The organism is Rhodococcoides kroppenstedtii, assembly GCF_900111805.1.
In the GTDB taxonomy this organism is placed as follows: Bacteria; Actinomycetota; Actinomycetes; order Mycobacteriales; family Mycobacteriaceae; genus Rhodococcoides; species Rhodococcoides kroppenstedtii.
Window position 1 is genome coordinate 344,022 of record NZ_FOJN01000001.1, and the last position, 14,600, is coordinate 358,621.

The window sequence follows — 14,600 nt, forward strand, 5'->3', positions numbered from 1 at the left end:
TCCACTATGGAGTCATGCCCAGCGCCACCCCCCGCCCTCACCGATCGTCCGGACGGCTCTGATGGGCCGCGCGTCGGTCCGTCGTCCGGTACTCCGTATCCGGGGTCCGCACCACTCGTCGAGACCGGACACGCTGGTCGTCGAGGAACCGCTCGAGATCCGCGTCGCCGGTCGGGCTCTCGCGGTCACCATGCGTACACCGGGGCACGACGTGGAGCTCGCCCACGGGTTCCTGCTGACGGAAGGCGTCATCGCCGGCCGCGAGGACGTCGCCGTCGCGCGGTACTGCGACGGGGTGGACGACGAGGGTCGCAACACCTACAACGTGCTCGACATCGCTCTCGCGGAGGGCGTCCCGGCGCCGGATCCGGGCGTGGAACGGAACTTCTACACGACGTCGTCGTGCGGCGTGTGCGGCAAGGCGTCGCTCGACGCGGTACGCCTGACGTCCCGTCACGCCCCGGCCGGGGACCCGGTGACGGTGGACACCGAAGTTCTGTCGTCACTGCCGGACACGCTGCGCGACCACCAGCGTTTGTTCTCCACCACCGGCGGGCTGCATGCCGCCGCACTGTTCGACGCCGACGGCCGACTGCTCGTCGCGCGGGAGGACGTCGGCCGACACAACGCCGTCGACAAGGTCGTGGGGTGGGCGGTGTCCGAGGGTCGGGTCCCCCTGACCGGGACCGTCCTCATGGTGAGCGGCCGCGCGTCGTTCGAGCTGGCGCAGAAGGCCGTGATGGCCGGGATCCCCGTGCTGGCCGCGGTGTCGGCGCCGTCGTCGCTCGCGGTCGATCTGGCCGAGGAGACGGGTCTGACCGTGGTGGGGTTCCTGCGCGGTGACGGGATGAACGTCTACAGCCACCCGCACCGGATCGCGGTCACCGAGCCGGCTGCACCCGCTCGGAGCGCCGCGCGGTGACGGCACCGACCACCGCGAGCCCGGCGACCACGATCGCCATCGCGAGAACCTGCTGCCGGGCGCCGGGGTCGGTCAGCATCAGCACGGTCAGACCGGCCAGCAAAACCAAGGCGAACCAGCTCAGGTAGGGGAAGCCCCACATGCGGACGGGCAGGGGCCCGGCGGCCTCGAGCCGACGCCGGAGCTTCAGCTGGGCCGCCGCGGTCATCGCCCAGATGGCGAGGAGCGACGCGCCCACCGCGTTGAGCAGGAATGTCAGCAGCCCGTCGAGGTCGAGGTAGTTCAGGGCGACCGCGACGAAGCCGAAGAACACCGACACCAGGAGCGCCGCACGGGGAACTCCGGCCGACGTGACCCGCGCGAGCACGCGCGGGCCGTCGCCGCGGTCGGCGAGCGAGAACATCATGCGGCTGGTCGCGTAGATCTGCGCGTTGAACGCGCTGAGGAGGGCCAGGACGATCACCGCCTCCATGAACCCGACCACCCCCGGCAGGTTCGCCTGCTCCAGGACCAGAGCGAACGGACTCTGCGCGGCGGATTCGGCCGGCCCGAGGGAGTTCCAGGGCAGGAGCAGGGTGATGACGAGGATCGAGCCGAGGTAGAAGACGCTGATCCGCCAGACGACGCTGCGCACCGCACGACCCACCGACAGAGCAGGATCGTCGGATTCGGCCGCGGCGATGGTGACGATCTCGATCCCGCCGAACGCGAAGGCCACCACCAGCAAGCCGGCGGCGATGCCTGAGACGCCGTTCGGGGCGAATCCGCCGAGCCCGGTGAAGTTGGTCCAGCCGACCGGGTCCGACGACGGCAGCAGGCCGAAGACGAGCAACCCACCGATGACCAGGAAGCCGACGATCACGGCGATCTTGACCGCGGCGAACCAGAACTCGAACTCGCCGAAGTTGGCGACGCGGGCCAGGTTGACCGCGGCGAAGAACACCATCGCGATCAACGCCGGGATCCAGGGGTCGACGCCGAACCAGCGGCCCATGAACGCGGCGGCGCCGGTCATCTCCGCACCCATCACCATGATGAGGGTGAACCAGTAGAGCCAGCCGATCGCGAAGCCCGCGGTGCGGCCGAACGCCATCTCGGCGTACGTGGAGAACGATCCCGACGACGGGGACGCCGCCGCCATCTCCCCCAGCATCCGCATGACGAGAACGACCAGCAGGCCGGCCAGCGCGTAGGACAACAGCACCGCCGGACCCGCGGCGACGATGCCCGCGCCGGTACCGAGGAAGAGTCCCGCACCGATGGCGGACCCGAGGCCCATCATCGTCAGATGGCGGACCTTGAGTCCGGTGGAGAGTGAGGTGGGTTCGAGCGCGCTCATGATGGTCCGAACGCTAGCGCCGATCGGGATGTGACCTGCGCCTGGGTCGGGTCGTGCGGCCCGGGTTTCGGGTCAGGCCGGGTCGCGCGGCACCGTGGTCGGTTTCCCGGCGGCCACGTCACGAAGCCACTGCGGCACAGGTTCCTTGTCGTACTCGAGCAACTTGATCGATGCTTCGGCGGCCGCGGCCCGAACCTTCATCGAGCGGCCGCGGCGAACGGGCCGACGTTCGGTGGTGGTCATCGGAGGCCCTCCGTCTCGGTGTCGCTTCCAGTATCCCTGTCTTCGTCCCGTTCCGCCAGATCGTCGCCGGCGGCGTGCTGCGCGATCGTCTGCAGAGTGCGGCGATCGGTGGCGGCGATGAACGGAGTCGTCGCCACGGTGCCGAACACCGTCCATCCCAAGGCGGCTTCGTCGTCGTTGTCGCTGACGGTGCGGTCGAGGCACCAGGTGATGCGTTGCCACGATTGCGCACGGTTGTCGGCACGAGTCCGCTGCACAACGGTGAAGGCGACACCGCAGACGGCAAGAACGCCCACGATCAGGGTTACCCATGCCTGAGCGGTCATACGGTGACGTCCTTTCGGCGAAGAGGCGAGTCGGTCCGCGGCTCGACCACGGATCCGGACCGTAGCGGCTCCGTCCGACACGTCCCCTCCCGCGCTAACGGTGCGAACGAACACGCAGCGCGGGAACGGCGGGGCAGGGTCAGCGCACGATCAGGTCGGCCTCGGTGGCGGCGCGGACCTCGTCGACCGTGACGTCGGGCGCGGTCTCGACCAGCACCAGCCCCTCGGGCGTCACGTCGATCACGGCAAGGTCGGTGACGATGCGCTGAACGCAGGCCGCGCCGGTGAGCGGAAGTGTGCACTGCCGCATGATCTTCGGACTGCCGTTCTTGGAGACGTGGTCCATCATGACGATCACCCGCCGGGCGCCGTGGACCAGATCCATCGCGCCGCCCATGCCCTTGACCATCGAGCCGGGAATCATCCAGTTGGCCAGGTTGCCCTGCGCGTCGACCTGCATCGCGCCGAGCACCGCCACGTCCACGGCGCCGCCGCGGATCATGCCGAAGGACTGCGCGGAGTCGAAGAACGACGCGCCGGGCAGCACCGTGATGGTCTCCTTGCCGGCGTTGACCAGCTCCGGGTCGACGTCGTCCTCGAGCGGGTACGGCCCCACTCCCAGCACGCCGTTCTCCGAATGCAGGACCACCGTCACGTCGTCGGGAATGTGACCGGGAACCAGCGTGGGCATGCCGATGCCGAGGTTGACGTACTGGCCGTCCTCGAGTTCGGCGGCGACGCGGGCCGCCATCTCGTCGCGCGTGAGTGTCATGAGCGCACCGTCCGTCGTTCGATTCCTGTGGTGACCGGCCCCACGGGGACCACGCGCTGGACGTGGATGCCGGGGGTGTGGATGTCCTCGGGGCGCAGCTCACCGGGCTCGACGAGATGTTCGACCTGCGCGATGGTGATGCGGCCCGACTCGGCGGCCGGCGGGTTGAAGTTCCGCGCGCTGGCGCGGTAGACCAGGTTGCCCATCCGGTCGCCCTTCCATGCGTGGACCAGCGCGAAGTCGGCGACGATGCCGCGTTCCATCACGTACGTGACGCCGTCGAACTCGCGGGTCTCCTTCGGCTGCGACGCGAGCGCCACCCCGCCGTCGGCGTCGTAGCGCTGGGGCAGCCCGCCGTCGGCGACCTGCGTGCCGACGCCCGCCGGGGTGAAGAAGGCGGGGATGCCCGCGCCGCCGGCGCGCAGACGCTCGGCCAGTGTTCCCTGCGGGGTGAGTTCCACCTCGAGTTCGCCGGCGAGGTACTGGCGCGCGAACTCCTTGTTGGACCCCACGTACGAGCTGATCGTGCGCCGGATCCGCCCGGCCTCGAGCAGGATGCCGAGGCCCGTGCCGTCGGTACCGCAGTTGTTGCTGACCGTCTCGAGGTCGGTCGCGCCCTGCTCGAGCACCGCGGCGATGAGTGCGTTCGGCACACCGACGAGCCCGAAGCCTCCGACCGCGATCGACGCCCCGTTCGGGATGTCCGCGACTGCGTCGGGTGCCGACGCCACCACCTTGTTCATCATGACCGTCACTCTAGCGCGGTGTACGCTTGTCGGACAACAGTCCGCGATGCGGACACAATCGCAACCGCCGACCCCCCGAGGAGCGCCCGATGACCGTCCCGCTCGCCCACGACCTCTCCCCGGCCCCGAGGCCCGACGCGCCCACGGTCGTCTTCCTGGGCTCGCTCGGCTCGGACCGCTCCATGTGGAACGCGCAGGTCGCCGCGCTCGCCGACGTCGCGTCGGTGCTCACGGTCGACGTCCGCGGTCACGGCGGCAGCCCGATCACCGACACGGTCACCGACACCCGGGGATCCGGCGACGTGACGGTCGACGATCTCGCCGCGGACGTGACGGCCCTGCTCGACGGCCTCGGACTGGGTCGCGTACACGTGGTCGGCCTGTCCCTCGGCGGCGCCGTCGCGCAGACCCTCGCCGCGCAGCATCCGGAACGGATCGCGTCCCTCGCCGTGATCTGCTCCGCCGCCCGCTTCGGCGAGCCCGACGCGTGGACGACGCGCGCCGACACCGTGCGCCGCGACGGCGTCGCGTCGATCGCCGACTCCATCGTCGAGCGCTGGTTCACCGCCGAGTTCGCCGCCGCGCATCCCGACGTCGTCGACCGGTCCGTCGCCATGGTGTCCGCGGTGCCGGACGAGGGGTACGCCGTGTGCTGCGAAGCCCTGTCGCGCTTCGACTCTCGGACTCTGCTCGGCTCGATCTCCGCTCCCACGGTGGCGATCGCCGGCGACCGCGATCCCGCGACACCACCGTCGTCCCTGTCGGTGATCGCCGACGGCGTTCCGGGGGCGCGTCTCGAGGTCCTCTCCCCCGCAGCGCATCTCGCGGCCGTCGAGCGTGCCCCCGAGGTGTCCGCCCTCGTCCGCGACCACGTTCTCGCGCACTCGTGAGCGACGAGCGCACCACGTCCCCCGATCACGTTCAGTCCCTCGCGCGGGGTCTGGCCGTCGTCCGGTGCTTCGACGCCGCGCATCCGCGCCGCACCCTCGCCGACGTCGCCCGGGCCACCGATCTGAGCCGCCCGACGGCCCGACGGTTCCTGCTCACCCTGGTCGAGCTCGGCTACGTGCGCACCGACGGGACCACGTTCGCCCTGACCCCCGCCGTGCTCGAGCTCGGGTACTCCTACCTCTCGGCCCTCGGCCTCCCCGAGATCGCGCAGCCCCACCTCGAGGCACTCTCGACCGAGGTCGGCGAATCGTCCTCGGTGTCGGTGCTCGACGGCGACGACGTGGTGTACGTCGCGCGAGTTCCGGTGCGGCGCATCATGACCGTCGCGATCACCATCGGAACCCGCTTCCCGGCCTACGCCACGTCGATGGGTCGCGTCCTGCTCGCCGCGCTGCCCGACGACGAACTCGACGCCTACCTCGCGCGGACCGACTTCACCGATCTGACGGGCCGCACCGCGGTCACGCCGGACTCGCTGCGGGACCGCATTCTGGCGGCGCGGTCCGACGGCGTCGTCGTGGTCGATCAGGAACTCGAAGTCGGCCTGCGATCGCTCGCCGCCCCCGTTCACGGGCCCGACGGCGCCGTCGTCGCCGCCCTCAACATCAGCACCCCCGCCGCCCGCTACACCGACGAGGACCTGCACTCCGTGCTCGTCCCGGCCCTGCGCCGCACCGCGGCCGCCATCGACGCCGATCTCACCCGAGTCGGCGTGACCACCCAGCCCTGACCACCCGGAGGACCTCATGCCCGACGCCGTCGTCTGCACCCCGCTGCGCACCCCCGTGGGCCGCTTCGGCGGAACGTTGAAGGACGTGTCCGCCCCCACCCTCGCCACCACCGTCGTCGCCGAGATCCTCACCCGCACCGGCCTGTCCGGCACCGACGTCGACGACGTGATCCTCGGCCAGGGCTCGCCCAACGGCGAAGCCCCCGCGATCGGCCGCGTCGCGGCCCTCGACGCCGGCCTCGGCATCGGCGTCCCCGGCCGCCAGGTGGACCGCCGCTGCGGCTCCGGCCTGCAGGCGGTGCTCGACGCCGCCATGCAGGTGCAGTCCGGCGCGAGCGAGCTCGTGCTCGCCGGTGGGGTGGAATCGATGTCGCAGACCGAGTTCTACTCCACCGGGATGCGGTGGGGGGTCCGCGGCGACGCCCTCACCCTCCACGACCGACTCGCCCGCGCCCGCGTCACCGCCGGCGGCGCCGCATACCCCGTCCCCGGCGGGATGATCGAGACCGCCGAGAACCTGCGCGCGCAGTACGGCATCACCCGCGCCGACCAGGATGCGCTCGCGGTGCAGTCGCACCACCGCGCCGTCGCCGCCCAGAACAACGGGGTCTTCGCCGAGGAGATCGTCCCCGTCACCGTCCCCGGGCGCCGCGGCGACGACGTCGTCATCGACCGCGACGAGCACCCCCGCGCCGACACCACACCCGAGTCCCTCGCCCGCCTGCGCCCCCTCCGCAGCGCGATCGACCCCGAGTCGACGGTCACCGCCGGCAACGCCAGCGGCCAGAACGACGGCGCCGCGCTCTGCGTGGTCACCACCCCCGAGAAGGCCGCCGCCCTCGGGCTGACCCCGATGGTGCGCCTGGCCGGGTGGGCGGTGACCGGCATCGCCCCCGCCACCATGGGCATCGGACCGGTCTCGGCCACCGCCGCCGTCCTCGGCCGCCTCGGCTTGACCCTCGCGGAGATGGACGTGATCGAACTCAACGAAGCGTTCGCCGCGCAGGTGCTCGCCGTCCTGCGCGAGTGGGAGATCGCCGCCGACGACCCGCGGCTCAACCGCCACGGGTCCGGCATCTCCCTCGGACACCCCGTCGGCGCCACCGGAGCCCGCATCCTCACCACCCTGGCGCGGGAGATGGTCCGCACCGACGCCCGCTACGGCCTCGAGACCATGTGCATCGGCGGCGGTCAGGGCCTCGCCGCGGTGTTCGAACGCGTCTGACCGGCAGACGACGGGACCGGGTCCACCGGTCCCGTCGTGCGCCGCGGCACCGTCAGGGTGACCGCGGCGCCCACCAGGGCGACACCGGCGAAGAGGTGGAACGCCGTTGCCGACGTCACGCCCGCACCGAGCAGCAGTCCGCCGACGAGCGGACCACCGATACCGCCCAGACGGCCGAATCCGGCGCACCACGCCACTCCGGCGGCCCGGGACGACGTCGGGTAGTAGCCGGAGACGAAGCCGTAGATCAGCACCTGCGTGCCGATGGCACCGATTCCGGCACCCGCCACCGCGACCAACAGAATGCCCAGTGGCGCACCGGACGTCAGCACCACCAGAGCCAGGGCGGCCAGACAGAACGTCGCCGCGACCACGCGCTGCGGGCCGGTGCGGTCGGCCACCCGCGACGCGATCAGACCGCCGACGATGGCGCCGCCGTTGAGGACCAGCAGGAAGGACAGCGAGCCCTTCGCGTCGTAGCCCGCCTCCGACATGATCTGCGGCAGCCAGGTGTTCAGGCCGTAGGTGAGCAGCAGTCCGCAGAAGCTCATCGACCCGAGGAGGAGCGTCGGGCGTCGGAGCGGACGGCGGGCCAGGGCGGCGAAGCCGACCCGATCGCCGGGCGCGGACACCTCGGCCTCGGGCAGGGGGATTCCGGTCGACGCGCAGACGGCGCGCGCCTCGGCAACGCGGCCGCGGGCCAGCAACCACCGGGGCGACTCGGGCATGCGCACGATCGCCAGCGGCAGCAACGTCACCATCGGTAGAGCACCGAGCCAGAACAGCCCCCGCCACCCGATGGCGTCCTCGGCGACGATCGCCGCGAGGGACGCCAGCACGCCACCGGCCGGGATACCGCTGTAGACGATGGCGTTGAACAGGTTTCGGCGATCGGCCGGCGCGAATTCCGCGATCATGGCGCCCACGGTCGCCACCAAGGGAATGGACCGCGGCGGGAGCGTCGCGGTGGAAGGCGAGGGCGAGGTCGATGGTCTCGGCGCCGGTGACGTCACGGAAGACGACGCCGTCGAGCTTCATGGACCGCACCGATTCGGGGACCAGGGCCACGCCGAGTCCGGCGGAGACGAGAGCCAGGAGTACGGACGTGTCCGGTGCCTCGTGCGCGCGGCGAGGGGTGAAACCGGCTGCGCGACAACTGCGTACGACGACGTCGTTGACCGCGGAATGAGTGTCCGCGTACATCACGAAGCCGTCGTGGGCGACGTCGAGGACCTCGAGCGACGGCTCGTCCGCCAGTCGGTGGTCCGCCGGCAGCGCGAGGACCAGCGCATCGCGGTCGCCGAGCCTCGCGCGGACGGCTGGGCGAGCGATCGCCACCGCCGCAGTGTTCTCTGGATCGTCGCCCTCGCGACGGCCGCCATCGTGTTCGACGGCTACGACCTCGTGGTCTACGGCGCAGTACTGCCCACCCTGCTGGCCGATCCCTCGGCGCTCGGATCCATCGACCCCGCCACCGCGGGAGCGCTCGGGTCCTACGCCCTGATCGGGGTCATGGTCGGCGCGCTCCTCGCCGGTGCGGTCGGCGATCGCATCGGACGTCGCCGCACCATGCTCACCGCCATCGTGTGGTTCTCGGTGGGGATGGGTGCGACCGCACTGGCCCCGACCGTCGGGGCGTTCGGCGCCCTGCGGTTCCTGACGGGAATCGGCGTGGGCGCCCTCTGTGGAATCTCCCACTGTTCCCGTACATGACCATCGCGGTCACCCCGCTGGCGCAGCACCCGTCGGACATCGCGGCGGGCTGATCACCCGGGCCACGCCCGGCCGCTGCACCCCCGAACGAGACGAGCCCCCGATCCGCACGGATCGGGGGCTCGCGTCGTGTGCAGCTCAGGCGCTCTTGTTGCGTCGCTCCGGACGATCGGGCTTACGCGGAACGATGGTCGGCAGCACGTTGTCGTTCACCGTCTCCGCCGTCACCACCACCTTGGCGACGTCGTCTCGACTCGGGATGTCGAACATCACCGGGTTGAGCACCTCCTCCATGATGGCGCGCAGGCCGCGGGCACCGGTCCCCCGGTGGATGGCCTGCTCCGCCATGGCGTCGAGCGCGTCCGGCGTGAACTCCAGCTCCACCCCGTCCATCTCGAACAGGCGGGTGTACTGCTTGACCAGCGCGTTCTTCGGCTCCGACAGGATGGTGACCAGGGAGTCCTTGTCCAGGTTGGTCACCGACGCGACCACGGGCAGACGGCCGATGAACTCCGGGATCAGACCGAACTTGATCAAATCCTCCGGCATGACCTCCGCGAAGTGGTCCTGCGTGTCGATCTCCGCCTTCGACCGCACCTCGGCGCCGAAACCGACGCCGCGCTTGCCCACCCGGTCCGAGACGATCTTCTCGAGACCGGCGAACGCGCCGGCCACGATGAAGAGCACGTTGGTGGTGTCGATCTGGATGAACTCCTGGTGCGGGTGCTTGCGTCCGCCCTGCGGAGGGACGCTCGCCTGCGTGCCCTCGAGAATCTTCAGCAGCGCCTGCTGCACACCCTCACCGGAGACGTCGCGAGTGATCGACGGGTTCTCGCTCTTGCGCGCGATCTTGTCGACCTCGTCGATGTAGATGATGCCGGTCTCGGCCCGCTTGACGTCGTAGTCCGCGGCCTGGATCAGCTTCAGCAGGATGTTCTCGACGTCCTCGCCCACGTAACCGGCCTCGGTCAGCGCGGTGGCGTCGGCGATGGCGAACGGTACGTTGAGCATCTTCGCGAGCGTCTGCGCCAGGTAGGTCTTGCCGCAGCCCGTGGGGCCGAGCATGAGGATGTTGGACTTGGCCAACTCGACGGACTCGCCCCGCGAATCACGGGCCTTGTCCCCGGCCTGGATGCGCTTGTAGTGGTTGTAGACCGCCACGGCGAGCCGACGCTTCGCGGCGTCCTGACCGATGACGTAGTTCTCGAGGAAGTCACGGATCTCGGCGGGCTTGGGCAGCTCGTCGAGCTTGACCTCGCTGGACTCGGCCAGCTCCTCTTCGATGATCTCGTTGCAGAGGTCGATGCACTCGTCGCAGATGTAGACGCCGGGCCCGGCGATGAGCTTCTTGACCTGCTTCTGACTCTTCCCGCAGAAAGAGCATTTCAGCAGGTCGCCACCGTCTCCGATGCGTGCCATGGGAATCGATCCTCACTTGTCGTTCGAATTCGGCTCCCCGCGCACGCCGACGCGACGGCGGGGAGCCGAACTTCTGCCTGCGACCGTACCCGTCCACACGCCGCGCGGCAGAGATGTGGCGAGAACGTGTCGGAGTGTCCGTCAGCGGCGAGCCGAGAGCTTCCGGTACTCGAACACGGTGTCGATGATCCCGTAGTCCTTGGCCTCTTCGGCGGTGAGGATCTTGTCCCGGTCGGTGTCCTTGCGGATCACGTCGGCGTCCTTGCCGGTATGGCGACCCAGGGTGGTCTCCATGAGTCGACGCATGCGCTCGATCTCCGCGGCCTGGATCTCGAGATCGGACACCTGGCCCTGCACGCCGCCGGTGGACGGCTGGTGGATCAGCACGCGAGCGTTCGGCAGCGCGGCCCGCTTGCCGGGCGCACCCGCCGCCAGCAGCACGGCCGCGGCGGAGGCCGCCTGGCCCAGGCAGACGGTGGCCACGTCGGCCCGCACGTACTGCATGGTGTCGTAGATGGCCATCAGCGAGGTGAACGAACCGCCGGGCGAGTTGATGTACATCGTGATGTCCCGATCGGGATCGAGTCCCTCGAGCACCAGCAACTGCGCCATGATGTCGTTCGCCGAGGCGTCGTCCACCTGCACGCCGAGGAAGATGATGCGCTCCTCGAACAGCTTGTTGTACGGGTTGGACTCCTTGACGCCGTAGCTCGAGTGCTCCACGAACGACGGCAGGATGTAGCGGGAGTCGGGGCCCACGGGCGAGGTGGATCCCGGCGCGAAGGTCTTGCGGGGGTCGAACAGTTCTGTCATGGAAGTCTCCAGGTGTGAGAACGTGCCGCGAGCGGCGCGAAGGAGGGGTGACGGGTGTCGCCGAGCGTCAGTTGTCGGCTCCGCTGGTGCCCCCGGCCTGCTGCGCACGGGTGATGACGTGGTCGACCATGCCGTACTCGAGAGCCTGCTGCGCCGTGAACCACCGGTCGCGGTCGGAATCCTCGGTGACCTGCTCGAACGACTGGCCGGTGTGCTGCGCGATGAGCTCGGCCATCTCGCGCTTGGTGAGCGCGAACTGCTCGGCCATGATCGCGATGTCCGCGGCGCTGCCGCCGATGCCGGCGGAGGGCTGGTGCATCATGATGCGCGCGTGCGGGAGGGCGTACCGCTTGCCCTTGGTGCCCGCCGTCAGCAGGAACTGGCCCATCGACGCCGCGAGTCCCATCGCGTAGGTGGCGACGTCGCACTCGGCGAAGTTCATCGTGTCGTAGATCGCCATGCCCGCGGAGACCGAGCCACCGGGCGAGTTGATGTACAGCGCGATGTCGCGGGTGGGGTCCTCGGCGGAGAGCAGCAGGATCTGCGCGCAGAGCTTGTTGGCGATGTCGTCGTCGACCTGAGTGCCGAGGAAGATGATGCGCTCGCGCAGCAGGCGCTCGTAGACGGAATCGGAGAGGTTGAGTCCGGCGGTCGCGGACGTCATGACCGGAGCGGCCTGGTGGATCGATCCCGCGGGGCCGGACTTACCGACCGGGTTCGTGCTGGTCACGTTACCTGCCTTCTGGTGCTCGGATGGTGCTCGTGGTGTTGTCTCGTCCGACGCGGCGGCGGGAGGTCCCCCGTCCGCCGCACGCCTTCTCGACACCGACACTAACGAAGGACGGCGGCTCCGGAGTCCCGGAACCGCCGTCGTTCGCTGTCAGCGTTATTACTGCTCGGCGGCCGTGTTCTCGCCGCCGTCGTTGCTCTCGCCGCTGTCGTCACCGTCCGGCTCGCCGAACAGTTCCTTGGTGTCGACGCTCGCACCCGCGGTGTCGGTCACCTGCACGCGATCGACGATCGTGGCGAGGGCCTTGCTGCGGCGGATGTCCGCGAACAGGGCGGGCAGCTGGTTGGCCTGCTGCACCTGCTGGATGAACTGCTCGGGCGCGATGCCGTAGCGCTGCGCCTGGAACACGATGTTCTGCGTCAGCTCGTCCTGACCCACCTGCACCGACTCGGCGTCGGCGATGGTGTCGAGCAGGAGCTGCGTCTTCACCGACTTCTCGGCGTTGGCCTTGGCCTCGGCGTCGAACTCCTCGCGCGAGGAGCCGGCCGCCGTGAGCTGCTCGGCGAGCTTGTCCTCGTCGTGGTCCAGCGGGTGGATCGCGTCGTGCAGGGCGGAGTCGACCTCGGCCTTGACGAAGGCCTCGGGCACGGGCACCTCGGTCTGCTCGAGAAGCGCCTCGAGCACCTTGTCCCGGATCTGCCCGGCCTGCTCGACCTTCTTGACGCGACCGACGCGCTCGCGCAGATCGGCAAGGAGCTCGTCGAAGGTGTCGAACTGGCTGGCCAGCTGCGCGAACTCGTCGTCCGGCTCCGGCAGCTCGCGCTCCTTGACCGACTTGACGGTCACGGTCACGACGGCCTCGCGGCCGGCGTGCTCGCCGGCGAGCAGCGTGGTGCCGAATTCCTTCGACTCGCCGACCGACAGGCCGACGATGGCGTCGTCGAGGCCCTCGATGAGCTGGCCCGAGCCGACCTCGTGCGAGAGACCCTCGGTGGACGCCTCCTCGACGTTCTCACCGTCGACCGTCGCGGACAGGTCGATGGAGACGAAATCGCCGGTCTGTGCGGGACGCTCGACGCCGGTGAGGGTGCCGAAACGCTGACGCAGCGAGAGCAGCTGCTCGTCGACGGCCTCGTCGGTGATCTCGACCGGATCGACGGTCACGGCCAGCGACGAGAAGTCGGGCAGCGTGATCTCGGGACGGACGTCGACCTCCGCGGTGAATGCGATCTCCTCGCCGTCCTCGAGCTTGGTGATCTCGATGTCCGGCTGGCCGAGCGGCTTGAGCTCGGTGGCGTTCAGCGCATCGTTGTACTTGCCGGGAAGCGCGTCGTTCACCACCTGGTTCAGCACGTTCGCACGACCGACGCGGGCCTCGAGCAGCTTGGCGGGTGCCTTGCCCGGACGGAATCCGGGCAGACGGATCTGCTGGGCGAGCGTCTTGTAGGCGCGATCGAAATCAGGCTTGAGCTCCTCGAAGGGCACCTCAACGTTGATACGGACTCGCGTCGGGCTGAGCTGCTCGACGGTGCTCTTCACGGACATGGCTCCTTCGTGTGGTTCGTCGGGTGTTCACGGGCCCGAGCCCGGTCGGGGTCGGGATGACAGGATTCGAACCTGCGACCCTCCGCTCCCAAAGCGGATGCGCTACCAAGCTGCGCCACATCCCGTTCATGTGCAGGGGCGCAGGTACGTCGCGCCCGGACACGGCACGCGTCGGACCCCGTCCTCGCGCGGTCGATCCTACGGTGACCACGCACGCTCGGTCGACGCCGGGCCGATTTACGATTCCCGCGCCGGGTTCGGTACAGTCTCCTCGCAGGCGACGGGCCGGCGATCCCGGACTCGCCGTCGGCATGCGGGCGTAGCTCAATGGTAGAGCCTCAGTCTTCCAAACTGATTACGCGGGTTCGATTCCCGTCGCCCGCTCCAGACAGAAGACGTCGACGAACGGACACGGCCCCGAACTCCGCGGAGTTCGGGGCCGTGTTGCGTCGTGCCGGGGTTCGACAGGGAGGGTCAGCCCACCTCGGAGAGCACGTCGTCGTCCGCGAACGACGCGACGGCCTCGTCCAGGTCGCCGTACACCGTGATGGGCGAGCAGACCCCCAACAGATCGAGCGGGCGTCGCACGGCCGGGTGGGTCGCGACCAGTGCCATCGGCCGGGCGGCGACGGCCGACGCCGCATCGAGGAGCAGGACGGCTCCGGCAGACCCGAGGAACGTCACGTCGGAGAGATCGAGGACGACGGCGTCCTCCCGCCGCGCGGCGAGGCGAACCAGGATCTCGCGCAGTTCCGGGGTGGTGCCGAGGTCGATCTCGCCGCCGATGGAGAGGACCGCCACCCCGTCGCGATCGTGATCGACGACGGTGAGGTCCGCGGGTCGCGCGACGGCGCCGTCGGCACGGTCGGTGGAGGCGATGTCGTAGGCGAAGGTCTCGAGTGCGCTCATGGTGTGGCTCCCCTGTCGTCGTGCATCCCGGTCAGGGACCGGTGTCGAATCCGTGCGCGGCGCTGGTCTGCACCGAGTGCGGTATGGAGTCGTCGGTGTCGGCGAGAGGTTCGCCCCGTCCGGCGGCTGTGTCTTCAGATTCGACCGTGGACATGACGAGGCAGCGATCTCAGGGTCTCGATACGGTAACGATGACGTCGCTTATCGATAACTACGT

At 69.8% G+C, this 14,600-nt stretch carries 14 protein-coding genes, 2 tRNA genes and 4 pseudogenes; 7 read left to right on the plus strand and 13 right to left on the minus strand.

What is annotated here, in order from left to right; translation table 11 throughout:
• Window positions 1–61: 61 nt before the first annotated feature.
• Window positions 62–922 carry a formate dehydrogenase accessory sulfurtransferase FdhD gene (gene fdhD, locus BMZ18_RS01605; protein WP_068362318.1) on the plus strand — a complete coding sequence of 287 codons (861 nt, stop codon included), beginning with the start codon at window positions 62–64 and terminating at the stop codon, window positions 920–922.
• Here fdhD and BMZ18_RS01610 read toward each other — a convergent pair.
• The 5 genes from BMZ18_RS01610 to BMZ18_RS01625 form a co-directional block, all read right to left on the minus strand.
• Window positions 882–2,264 carry an amino acid permease gene (locus BMZ18_RS01610; RefSeq protein ID WP_371828473.1) on the minus strand — a complete coding sequence of 461 codons (1,383 nt, stop codon included), beginning with the start codon at window positions 2,262–2,264 and terminating at the stop codon, window positions 882–884. The genes fdhD and BMZ18_RS01610 overlap by 41 nt on opposite strands.
• A gap of 69 nt (window positions 2,265–2,333) precedes the next feature.
• The gene (locus BMZ18_RS19555) at window positions 2,334–2,504 is read right to left on the minus strand and encodes a hypothetical protein (RefSeq protein WP_156511608.1); all 171 of its coding nucleotides are present in this window, start codon (window positions 2,502–2,504) and stop codon (window positions 2,334–2,336) included.
• Window positions 2,501–2,830 (minus strand): hypothetical protein, encoded by a 330-nt coding sequence (locus BMZ18_RS01615; protein ID WP_068362323.1) that lies wholly within the window; start codon window positions 2,828–2,830, stop codon window positions 2,501–2,503. The genes BMZ18_RS19555 and BMZ18_RS01615 overlap by 4 nt, the downstream gene beginning before the upstream one ends.
• Before the next feature lie 139 nt (window positions 2,831–2,969).
• Entirely contained in the window at window positions 2,970–3,602 is a 633-nt protein-coding gene (locus BMZ18_RS01620) for a CoA transferase subunit B (protein ID WP_068100113.1), read from the minus strand.
• Window positions 3,599–4,345: a CoA transferase subunit A gene (locus BMZ18_RS01625; protein WP_068362333.1), complete on the minus strand. Its 747-nt coding sequence runs from the start codon at window positions 4,343–4,345 to the stop codon at window positions 3,599–3,601. Before BMZ18_RS01625 ends, BMZ18_RS01620 begins: the two co-directional genes overlap by 4 nt.
• A 92-nt stretch (window positions 4,346–4,437) precedes the next feature.
• Between BMZ18_RS01625 and pcaD the strand changes: the two genes are divergently transcribed.
• Genes pcaD through BMZ18_RS01640 form a run of 3 tightly spaced genes read left to right on the plus strand, consistent with a single transcriptional unit; the run spans window position 4,438 to window position 7,254 of the window.
• On the plus strand, window positions 4,438–5,238 hold the full coding sequence (pcaD, locus tag BMZ18_RS01630; protein WP_068362326.1) for a 3-oxoadipate enol-lactonase: 801 nt from the start codon (window positions 4,438–4,440) through the stop codon (window positions 5,236–5,238).
• Window positions 5,235–6,029, plus strand: coding sequence for an IclR family transcriptional regulator domain-containing protein (locus BMZ18_RS01635; protein WP_068100109.1), 795 nt, complete (start codon window positions 5,235–5,237; stop codon window positions 6,027–6,029). Before pcaD ends, BMZ18_RS01635 begins: the two co-directional genes overlap by 4 nt.
• A gap of 16 nt (window positions 6,030–6,045) precedes the next feature.
• Window positions 6,046–7,254: an acetyl-CoA C-acetyltransferase gene (locus tag BMZ18_RS01640; RefSeq protein ID WP_068362328.1), complete on the plus strand. Its 1,209-nt coding sequence runs from the start codon at window positions 6,046–6,048 to the stop codon at window positions 7,252–7,254.
• On the opposite strand, the pseudogene BMZ18_RS01645 reads toward BMZ18_RS01640, so the two are convergent.
• Window positions 7,221–8,192, minus strand: a pseudogene (locus tag BMZ18_RS01645) (MFS transporter); the annotation flags it as partial. The gene BMZ18_RS01640 and the pseudogene BMZ18_RS01645 sit on opposite strands and share 34 nt — an antisense overlap.
• Before the next feature lie 76 nt (window positions 8,193–8,268).
• Window positions 8,269–8,592: pseudogene (locus BMZ18_RS01650) on the minus strand (LysR family substrate-binding domain-containing protein); the annotation flags it as partial.
• Between BMZ18_RS01650 and BMZ18_RS01655 the strand changes: the two are divergent.
• Both BMZ18_RS01655 and BMZ18_RS01660 read left to right on the plus strand, forming a co-directional pair.
• Window positions 8,545–8,937: pseudogene (locus tag BMZ18_RS01655) on the plus strand (MFS transporter); the annotation flags it as partial. The pseudogenes BMZ18_RS01650 and BMZ18_RS01655 overlap by 48 nt on opposite strands.
• Window positions 8,937–9,020, plus strand: a pseudogene (locus tag BMZ18_RS01660) (muconolactone Delta-isomerase family protein); the annotation flags it as partial. The pseudogenes BMZ18_RS01655 and BMZ18_RS01660, both read left to right, overlap by 1 nt.
• Before the next feature lie 85 nt (window positions 9,021–9,105).
• On the opposite strand, the gene clpX reads toward BMZ18_RS01660, so the two are convergent.
• The 5 genes from clpX to BMZ18_RS01685 all read right to left on the minus strand — a co-directional run bounded on the left by clpX (window position 9,106) and on the right by BMZ18_RS01685 (window position 13,599).
• Window positions 9,106–10,386: an ATP-dependent Clp protease ATP-binding subunit ClpX gene (gene clpX / locus BMZ18_RS01665; protein WP_068100090.1), complete on the minus strand. Its 1,281-nt coding sequence runs from the start codon at window positions 10,384–10,386 to the stop codon at window positions 9,106–9,108.
• Window positions 10,387–10,527: 141 nt separating this feature from the next.
• The gene (locus BMZ18_RS01670; protein WP_068100088.1) at window positions 10,528–11,199 is read right to left on the minus strand and encodes an ATP-dependent Clp protease proteolytic subunit; all 672 of its coding nucleotides are present in this window, start codon (window positions 11,197–11,199) and stop codon (window positions 10,528–10,530) included.
• Window positions 11,200–11,266: 67 nt separating this feature from the next.
• Window positions 11,267–11,884, minus strand: a complete 618-nt coding sequence (locus BMZ18_RS01675) for an ATP-dependent Clp protease proteolytic subunit (RefSeq protein WP_280141905.1) — start codon at window positions 11,882–11,884, stop codon at window positions 11,267–11,269.
• A 204-nt stretch (window positions 11,885–12,088) separates the two neighbouring features.
• Window positions 12,089–13,468 carry a trigger factor gene (gene tig, locus BMZ18_RS01680; protein WP_068362337.1) on the minus strand — a complete coding sequence of 460 codons (1,380 nt, stop codon included), beginning with the start codon at window positions 13,466–13,468 and terminating at the stop codon, window positions 12,089–12,091.
• Window positions 13,469–13,525: 57 nt separating this feature from the next.
• Window positions 13,526–13,599: transfer RNA gene (locus BMZ18_RS01685), tRNA-Pro, on the minus strand.
• 188 nt (window positions 13,600–13,787) lie between these two features.
• Here BMZ18_RS01685 and BMZ18_RS01690 point away from each other — a divergent pair.
• Window positions 13,788–13,861, plus strand: a tRNA-Gly gene (locus BMZ18_RS01690).
• A gap of 87 nt (window positions 13,862–13,948) precedes the next feature.
• Here BMZ18_RS01690 and BMZ18_RS01695 read toward each other — a convergent pair.
• Window positions 13,949–14,383 (minus strand): STAS domain-containing protein, encoded by a 435-nt coding sequence (locus BMZ18_RS01695; protein ID WP_068100086.1) that lies wholly within the window; start codon window positions 14,381–14,383, stop codon window positions 13,949–13,951.
• Window positions 14,384–14,600: the final 217 nt, after the last annotated feature.